At 57.5% G+C, this 9193-nt stretch carries 4 rRNA genes; all 4 read left to right on the top strand.

Going from position 1 to position 9193, the window contains the following annotated elements:
- Positions 1-468 precede the first annotated feature (468 nt).
- Positions 469-3601: ribosomal RNA gene (locus JOF47_RS18980) — 23S ribosomal RNA — on the top strand.
- A gap of 176 nt (positions 3602-3777) precedes the next feature.
- Positions 3778-3894, top strand: a 5S ribosomal RNA gene (gene rrf, locus JOF47_RS18985).
- A 1197-nt stretch (positions 3895-5091) separates the two neighbouring features.
- Positions 5092-6617: ribosomal RNA gene (locus JOF47_RS18990) — 16S ribosomal RNA — on the top strand.
- A 570-nt stretch (positions 6618-7187) separates the two neighbouring features.
- Positions 7188-9193, top strand: a 23S ribosomal RNA gene (locus tag JOF47_RS18995); the annotation flags it as partial.

A 9193-nucleotide genomic window follows, 5' to 3' on the forward strand; every position in this document is an offset into this window, starting at 1 on the left:
GGGTGGAATATCAACAAGCAACGGCCGTCCGGTTTCGGGCACGATCGATCAGTACGCCGCACCTTGTGTGTGGTTGGAACGTGGGTGGTGTCCGGGGGTGGAACGGTCTTTTGGCACACTGTTGGGTCCTGGATCAACAGGCCCGGCGCATTCCCTTCGGGGGTGTTCCGGTTCGGTTTTTTCTGGTTTCCCGCGCATGGCCTAAGCCGCACAGTCCGCACCCGGAAGGGTGTGTGTGTCGGTGGTGGGTGTGACGGGGTTGTTGTTTGGGAACTGTATAGTGGACGCGAGCATCTTGTGAAGCAAGATCAAGAGCCGGTGGCCTTCGGGTCGGCGGTGTTTTTGTCTTGTTTTGCATAAGCAATTTCTTAAGAATTATTGAACCTGGTGGACATGCCTTGTGTGTGTCTTTCTTGGTTCTTTCGATTGTAATTAATTAAGCTCATGTAAATTTTTGATCATGTTTGTGGTCAAGTTTTTAAGAGCGCACGGTGGATGCCTTGGCATTGGGAGCCGAAGAAGGACGTGGGAATCTGCGATAAGCCTGGAGGAGTCGATAACCGGACGTTGATACCAGGATTTCCGAATGGGGAAACCCCGCACCATGTCATGTGGTGTGACCCGCAGCTGAACACATAGGCTGCGTGGAGGGAACGCGGGGAAGTGAAACATCTCAGTACCCGCAGGAAGAGAAAACAAAAGTGATTCCGTTAGTAGTGGCGAGCGAACGCGGAAGGGGCTAAACCGGTCCATGTGTGATAGCCGGCGGGCGTTGCATGGCCGGGGTTGTGGGACTTTTACGTTCTGGTTCTGCCGGACCAGTGAAGTGAGGTGCGGGCGTATAGGCGAACCGGTTTGAATGCCGGACCATAGAGGGTGAGAGTCCCGTAGTGCCAATGCGTGTCTGCCGCTTTGTGAGAGCATCCCAAGTAGGACGGGGCCCGAGAAATCCCGTTTGAATCCGCCAGGACCACCTGGTAAGCCTAAATACTACCCAATGACCGATAGCGGATAAGTACCGTGAGGGAATGGTGAAAAGTACCCCGGGAGGGGAGTGAAATAGTACCTGAAACCGTGCGCTTACAATCCGTTGGAGCCTCCTTGTTGGGGTGACAGCGTGCCTTTTGAAGAATGAGCCTGCGAGTTAGTGTTACGTCGCGAGGTTAACCCGTGTGGGGAAGCCGTAGCGAAAGCGAGTCTGAATAGGGCGAGTTAGTGGCGTGATCTAGACCCGAAGCGAAGTGATCTACCCATGGCCAGGTTGAAGCGCGTGTAAGAGCGCGTGGAGGACCGAACCCACTTCAGTTGAAAATGGAGGGGATGAGCTGTGGGTAGGGGTGAAAGGCCAATCAAACTTCGTGATAGCTGGTTCTCCCCGAAATGCATTTAGGTGCAGCGTTGCGTGTTTCTTACCGGAGGTAGAGCTACTGGATGGCTAATGGGCCCTACAAGGTTACTGACGTCAGCCAAACTCCGAATGCCGGTAAGTGAGAGCGCAGCAGTGAGACTGTGGGGGATAAGCTTCATAGTCGAGAGGGAAACAGCCCAGAACGCCAACTAAGGCCCCTAAGCGTGTGCTAAGTGGAAAAGGATGTGGAGTTGCGAAGACAACCAGGAGGTTGGCTTAGAAGCAGCCATCCTTGAAAGAGTGCGTAATAGCTCACTGGTCAAGTGATTCCGCGCCGACAATGTAGCGGGGCTCAAGCACACCGCCGAAGTTGCGTCATTCAAATATTGGTAGGCCTTCGTGGTCCAGCCGTTTGGATGGGTAGGGGAGCGTCGTGTGGGCAGTGAAGTCGCGGTGTAAACCAGCGGTGGAGCCCACACGAGTGAGAATGCAGGCATGAGTAGCGAATGACGGGTGAGAAACCCGTCCGCCGAATGATCAAGGGTTCCAGGGTCAAGCTAATCTGCCCTGGGTAAGTCGGGACCTAAGGCGAGGCCGACAGGCGTAGTCGATGGACAACGGGTTGATATTCCCGTACCGGCAAAAAACCGCCCATAGCGAACCGGTGATGCTAACCGCCCCAACCACCCACCGTGGAGCCTTCGGGCTTTGCACCGGGTGTGCGGCGCGGGACCCGAACCGGGGAGTTAAGCGTATTAACAGGTGTGACGCAGGAAGGTAGCCGAGCCAGGCAATGGAATTGACCTGGTCCAAGGATGTAGGGCGAGTCGTAGGCAAATCCGCGACTCACATAAGCCTGAGACCCGATAGGCGCCCCCCTCGGGGGGTGATTCGGTGATCCTATGCTGCCAAGAAAAGCATCGACGCGAGGTTTTAGCCGCCCGTACCCCAAACCGACACAGGTGATCAGGTAGAGAATACTAAGGCGATCGAGAGAATCATGGTTAAGGAACTCGGCAAAATGCCCCCGTAACTTCGGGAGAAGGGGGGCCTGCCCCGTGACCGCCACTTGCTGGCGTGAGCGGGTGTGGGCCGCAGAGACCAGGGGGAAGCGACTGTTTACTAAAAACACAGGTCCGTGCGAAGTCGCAAGACGATGTATACGGACTGACTCCTGCCCGGTGCTGGAAGGTTAAGAGGACCGGTTAGCCCCTTGTGGGCGAAGCTGAGAATTTAAGCCCCAGTAAACGGCGGTGGTAACTATAACCATCCTAAGGTAGCGAAATTCCTTGTCGGGTAAGTTCCGACCTGCACGAATGGAGTAACGACTTCCCCGCTGTCTCAACCATGAACTCGGCGAAATTGCACTACGAGTAAAGATGCTCGTTACGCGCAGCAGGACGGAAAGACCCCGAGACCTTTACTATAGTTTGGTATTGGTGTTCGGTGCAGCTTGTGTAGGATAGGTGGGAGACTGTGAAGCCCGGACGCTAGTTCGGGTGGAGTCATCGTTGAAATACCACTCTGGCTGTACCGGTCACCTAACTTCGGCCCATAATCTGGGTCAGGGACAGTGCCTGATGGGTAGTTTAACTGGGGCGGTTGCCTCCTAAAAAGTAACGGAGGCGCCCAAAGGTTCCCTCAGCCTGGTTGGCAATCAGGTGTCGAGTGTAAGTGCACAAGGGAGCTTGACTGTGAGAGCGACAGCTCGAGCAGGGACGAAAGTCGGGACTAGTGATCCGGCGGCACGTTGTGGAACGGCCGTCGCTCAACGGATAAAAGGTACCTCGGGGATAACAGGCTGATCTTGCCCAAGAGTCCATATCGACGGCATGGTTTGGCACCTCGATGTCGGCTCGTCGCATCCTGGGGCTGGAGTAGGTCCCAAGGGTTGGGCTGTTCGCCCATTAAAGCGGTACGCGAGCTGGGTTTAGAACGTCGTGAGACAGTTCGGTCCCTATCCGCTGCGCGCGCAGGAAATTTGAGAAGAGCTGTCCTTAGTACGAGAGGACCGGGACGGACGAACCTCTGGTGTGTCAGTTGTACTGCCAAGTGCACCGCTGATTGGCTACGTTCGGAAGGGATAACCGCTGAAAGCATCTAAGCGGGAAGCCCACTTCAAGATGAGATTTCCATGCACGCTTGTCGTGCGAGAGGCCCCCAGCAGACCACTGGGTTGATAGGCGGGATGTGGAAGCGAGGACCAAAGACTCGTGAAGCTGACCCGTACTAATAGGCCGACAACTTAAACCACAAACACCACACACATTGATGTGTGGCGAGAAACGCTGCGTCCACTATACGGTCCCGAAACAACAACCCATTGTTTTTTCGCGGAACAACCAAACATGTATCACCACTAGTGATACCACTGTAACCCCAGGTTCACCACGCCGCCGGAGCATGCTCCGCGGCGGCGGTACAGGAGTTACGGCGGTCATAGCGTGGGGGAAACGCCCGGTCCCATACCGAACCCGGAAGCTAAGACCCACAGCGCCGATGGTACTGCACTCGGGAGGGTGTGGGAGAGTAGGACACCGCCGGACCATTATTTGACGGAAGGACCCCCGGGCCACGCGCCCGGGGGTCCTTCCGCATTTAACCCGCCCCCCGCTTTGTGCCCGTGGCCGGAAAACACCTGGCCCCGCACCCGCTGCGGGCCTTTTTCCTTTTAACCCCGGCCCCAGGCCGGGGCCTTTTTGCTTTAACGGGTCCGCCGCCCGGGGTGCCCTGGCTGCACCGGGCCGGTGTCGGTGGTGGGGGTTGTGGGGGATGGGGGCGCTTCCCAGTCGGGTGCGGGGTTCCTGCCGGGCCTCCGGTGGCCGGCCCCCCGCCCCCCGCACGTTGCGGGGGGCCTTTTCCCTTTTAACCGCCCCGCCCCGCCCCGCCCCCGGCCCCCGCACGTTGCGGGGGCCTTTTCCCTTTAACGGGACCGCCGCCCGGGGGCCGGGGGGTCCTTCCCGGCCGGCGTCCCGTGCGGGCCGCACCGCCCCCGGGTGCCCGGGGTGCCCGCGGTGGGGGTTGTGGGGGATGGCGGGGTGTCCGCCGGCGCGGCCGGTGTCCCTGTCCGGCGCTTTGTCCTGGTCGGGCATCCTGGTCGGGCATCCCGGGGCGGGTGCCCTTTTGCAGTGCGGTGCGGTGTTCGGGTGCGGGTTTTGTCCGGTGGCCGGGTGTTGGGGTGGCGGGTGTTGCGGGGGTCACAGGGTGGTTTTTGGGGGTGCGGGGTGCTTTCGGGGCCCCGGCGGGGCGCTTGGGGCCGGTGCGGCGGGGTTTTGGGGGCGGGAGGGCCCCGATTTGCGCAAGCGGCCGAAGGCGTGTATTGTTTTCTGAGTTGCCGGGATGAGGACAGCGGGTAAAGCCGCTGGGGATCTCCCGGTCGACCATCCTTCTTACCCCCAGCAAGTCACCGGTTTTTCCGGTGCCTTGCGGCGCGGTTCGGCGGGGCGGGTAGCACCGGTTGGTGCGATTTGCTCTTCGACACGCGGTGGGTTAGGCTGGATAAGTTGCTCCAGAGCGAAGCGCCGGCGGTTGGTAAGCCCGGGTCGTGGAGGTTGGAAGCGTCTGTTGTTTGAGAACTCAATAGTGTGCCAAGTTTGTTGATACCAATTTATTTATTTTATTGGTGAATGGTTTCAGGGTCCGCACCCCCGTGCGGGGACCTGGGGCAATTTGCCGGGATTTTTTTTACTTGGTGCAACCCGGCCGACTTTTTCCAGTCGGCGTGATGGTTGTGTCTGTATTTTTTTACGGAGAGTTTGATCCTGGCTCAGGATGAACGCTGGCGGCGTGCTTAACACATGCAAGTCGAACGATGACCCCCAGCTTGCTGGGGTGATTAGTGGCGAACGGGTGAGTAACACGTGAGTAACCTGCCCCTGACTCTGGGATAAGCCCGGGAAACTGGGTCTAATACTGGATATGCACCGTGGACCGCATGGTCCTTGGTGGAAAGATTTTTTGGTCAGGGATGGACTCGCGGCCTATCAGCTTGTTGGTGAGGTAATGGCTCACCAAGGCGACGACGGGTAGCCGGCCTGAGAGGGTGACCGGCCACACTGGGACTGAGACACGGCCCAGACTCCTACGGGAGGCAGCAGTGGGGAATATTGCACAATGGGCGAAAGCCTGATGCAGCGACGCCGCGTGAGGGATGACGGCCTTCGGGTTGTAAACCTCTTTCAGTAGGGAAGAAGCGAAAGTGACGGTACCTGCAGAAGAAGCGCCGGCTAACTACGTGCCAGCAGCCGCGGTAATACGTAGGGCGCAAGCGTTATCCGGAATTATTGGGCGTAAAGAGCTCGTAGGCGGTTTGTCGCGTCTGCCGTGAAAGTCCGAGGCTCAACCTCGGATCTGCGGTGGGTACGGGCAGACTAGAGTGATGTAGGGGAGACTGGAATTCCTGGTGTAGCGGTGAAATGCGCAGATATCAGGAGGAACACCGATGGCGAAGGCAGGTCTCTGGGCATTAACTGACGCTGAGGAGCGAAAGCATGGGGAGCGAACAGGATTAGATACCCTGGTAGTCCATGCCGTAAACGTTGGGCACTAGGTGTGGGGGACATTCCACGTTTTCCGCGCCGTAGCTAACGCATTAAGTGCCCCGCCTGGGGAGTACGGCCGCAAGGCTAAAACTCAAAGGAATTGACGGGGGCCCGCACAAGCGGCGGAGCATGCGGATTAATTCGATGCAACGCGAAGAACCTTACCAAGGCTTGACATGTGCCAGACCGCCGTGGAAACACGGTTTCCCCTTTGGGGCTGGTTCACAGGTGGTGCATGGTTGTCGTCAGCTCGTGTCGTGAGATGTTGGGTTAAGTCCCGCAACGAGCGCAACCCTCGTTCTATGTTGCCAGCGCGTCAAGGCGGGGACTCATAGGAGACTGCCGGGGTCAACTCGGAGGAAGGTGGGGACGACGTCAAATCATCATGCCCCTTATGTCTTGGGCTTCACGCATGCTACAATGGCCGGTACAATGGGTTGCGATACTGTGAGGTGGAGCTAATCCCAAAAAGCCGGTCTCAGTTCGGATTGGGGTCTGCAACTCGACCCCATGAAGTCGGAGTCGCTAGTAATCGCAGATCAGCAACGCTGCGGTGAATACGTTCCCGGGCCTTGTACACACCGCCCGTCAAGTCACGAAAGTTGGTAACACCCGAAGCCGGTGGCCTAACCCCTTGTGGGAGGGAGCCGTCGAAGGTGGGACCGGCGATTGGGACTAAGTCGTAACAAGGTAGCCGTACCGGAAGGTGCGGCTGGATCACCTCCTTTCTAAGGAGCAACTAACACCAAGCGACCACGCCAAAGTGCGGGGAACCGTGGGTGTTCAGTGCTGCTCGCATCCACCACTTGTGTTGGTGGGCGAGTGCTCAAGGGTGGAATATCAACAAGCAACGGCCGTCCGGTTTCGGGCACGATCGATCAGTACGCCGCACCTTGTGTGTGGTTGGAACGTGGGTGGTGTCCGGGGGTGGAACGGTCTTTTGGCACACTGTTGGGTCCTGGATCAACAGGCCCGGCGCATTCCCTTCGGGGGTGTTCCGGTTCGGTTTTTTCTGGTTTCCCGCGCATGGCCTAAGCCGCACAGTCCGCACCCGGAAGGGTGTGTGTGTCGGTGGTGGGTGTGACGGGGTTGTTGTTTGGGAACTGTATAGTGGACGCGAGCATCTTGTGAAGCAAGATCAAGAGCCGGTGGCCTTCGGGTCGGCGGTGTTTTTGTCTTGTTTTGCATAAGCAATTTCTTAAGAATTATTGAACCTGGTGGACATGCCTTGTGTGTGTCTTTCTTGGTTCTTTCGATTGTAATTAATTAAGCTCATGTAAATTTTTGATCATGTTTGTGGTCAAGTTTTTAAGAGCGCACGGTGGATGCCTTGGCATTGGGAGCCGAAGAAGGACGTGGGAATCTGCGATAAGCCTGGAGGAGTCGATAACCGGACGTTGATACCAGGATTTCCGAATGGGGAAACCCCGCACCATGTCATGTGGTGTGACCCGCAGCTGAACACATAGGCTGCGTGGAGGGAACGCGGGGAAGTGAAACATCTCAGTACCCGCAGGAAGAGAAAACAAAAGTGATTCCGTTAGTAGTGGCGAGCGAACGCGGAAGGGGCTAAACCGGTCCATGTGTGATAGCCGGCGGGCGTTGCATGGCCGGGGTTGTGGGACTTTTACGTTCTGGTTCTGCCGGACCAGTGAAGTGAGGTGCGGGCGTATAGGCGAACCGGTTTGAATGCCGGACCATAGAGGGTGAGAGTCCCGTAGTGCCAATGCGTGTCTGCCGCTTTGTGAGAGCATCCCAAGTAGGACGGGGCCCGAGAAATCCCGTTTGAATCCGCCAGGACCACCTGGTAAGCCTAAATACTACCCAATGACCGATAGCGGATAAGTACCGTGAGGGAATGGTGAAAAGTACCCCGGGAGGGGAGTGAAATAGTACCTGAAACCGTGCGCTTACAATCCGTTGGAGCCTCCTTGTTGGGGTGACAGCGTGCCTTTTGAAGAATGAGCCTGCGAGTTAGTGTTACGTCGCGAGGTTAACCCGTGTGGGGAAGCCGTAGCGAAAGCGAGTCTGAATAGGGCGAGTTAGTGGCGTGATCTAGACCCGAAGCGAAGTGATCTACCCATGGCCAGGTTGAAGCGCGTGTAAGAGCGCGTGGAGGACCGAACCCACTTCAGTTGAAAATGGAGGGGATGAGCTGTGGGTAGGGGTGAAAGGCCAATCAAACTTCGTGATAGCTGGTTCTCCCCGAAATGCATTTAGGTGCAGCGTTGCGTGTTTCTTACCGGAGGTAGAGCTACTGGATGGCTAATGGGCCCTACAAGGTTACTGACGTCAGCCAAACTCCGAATGCCGGTAAGTGAGAGCGCAGCAGTGAGACTGTGGGGGATAAGCTTCATAGTCGAGAGGGAAACAGCCCAGAACGCCAACTAAGGCCCCTAAGCGTGTGCTAAGTGGAAAAGGATGTGGAGTTGCGAAGACAACCAGGAGGTTGGCTTAGAAGCAGCCATCCTTGAAAGAGTGCGTAATAGCTCACTGGTCAAGTGATTCCGCGCCGACAATGTAGCGGGGCTCAAGCACACCGCCGAAGTTGCGTCATTCAAATATTGGTAGGCCTTCGTGGTCCAGCCGTTTGGATGGGTAGGGGAGCGTCGTGTGGGCAGTGAAGTCGCGGTGTAAACCAGCGGTGGAGCCCACACGAGTGAGAATGCAGGCATGAGTAGCGAATGACGGGTGAGAAACCCGTCCGCCGAATGATCAAGGGTTCCAGGGTCAAGCTAATCTGCCCTGGGTAAGTCGGGACCTAAGGCGAGGCCGACAGGCGTAGTCGATGGACAACGGGTTGATATTCCCGTACCGGCAAAAAACCGCCCATAGCGAACCGGTGATGCTAACCGCCCCAACCACCCACCGTGGAGCCTTCGGGCTTTGCACCGGGTGTGCGGCGCGGGACCCGAACCGGGGAGTTAAGCGTATTAACAGGTGTGACGCAGGAAGGTAGCCGAGCCAGGCAATGGAATTGACCTGGTCCAAGGATGTAGGGCGAGTCGTAGGCAAATCCGCGACTCACATAAGCCTGAGACCCGATAGGCGCCCCCCTCGGGGGGTGATTCGGTGATCCTATGCTGCCAAGAAAAGCATCGACGCGAGGTTTTAGCCGCCCGTACCCCAAACCGACACAGGTGATCAGGTAGAGAATACTAAGGCGATCGAGAGAATCATGGTTAAGGAACTCGGCAAAATGCCCCCGTAACTTCGGGAGAAGGGGGGCCTGCCCCGTGACCGCCACTTGCTGGCGTGAGCGGGTGTGGGCCGCAGAGACCAGGGGGAAGCGACTGTTTACTAA

Source organism: Paeniglutamicibacter kerguelensis (genome assembly GCF_017876535.1).
Classification (GTDB): Bacteria; Actinomycetota; Actinomycetes; order Actinomycetales; family Micrococcaceae; genus Paeniglutamicibacter; species Paeniglutamicibacter kerguelensis.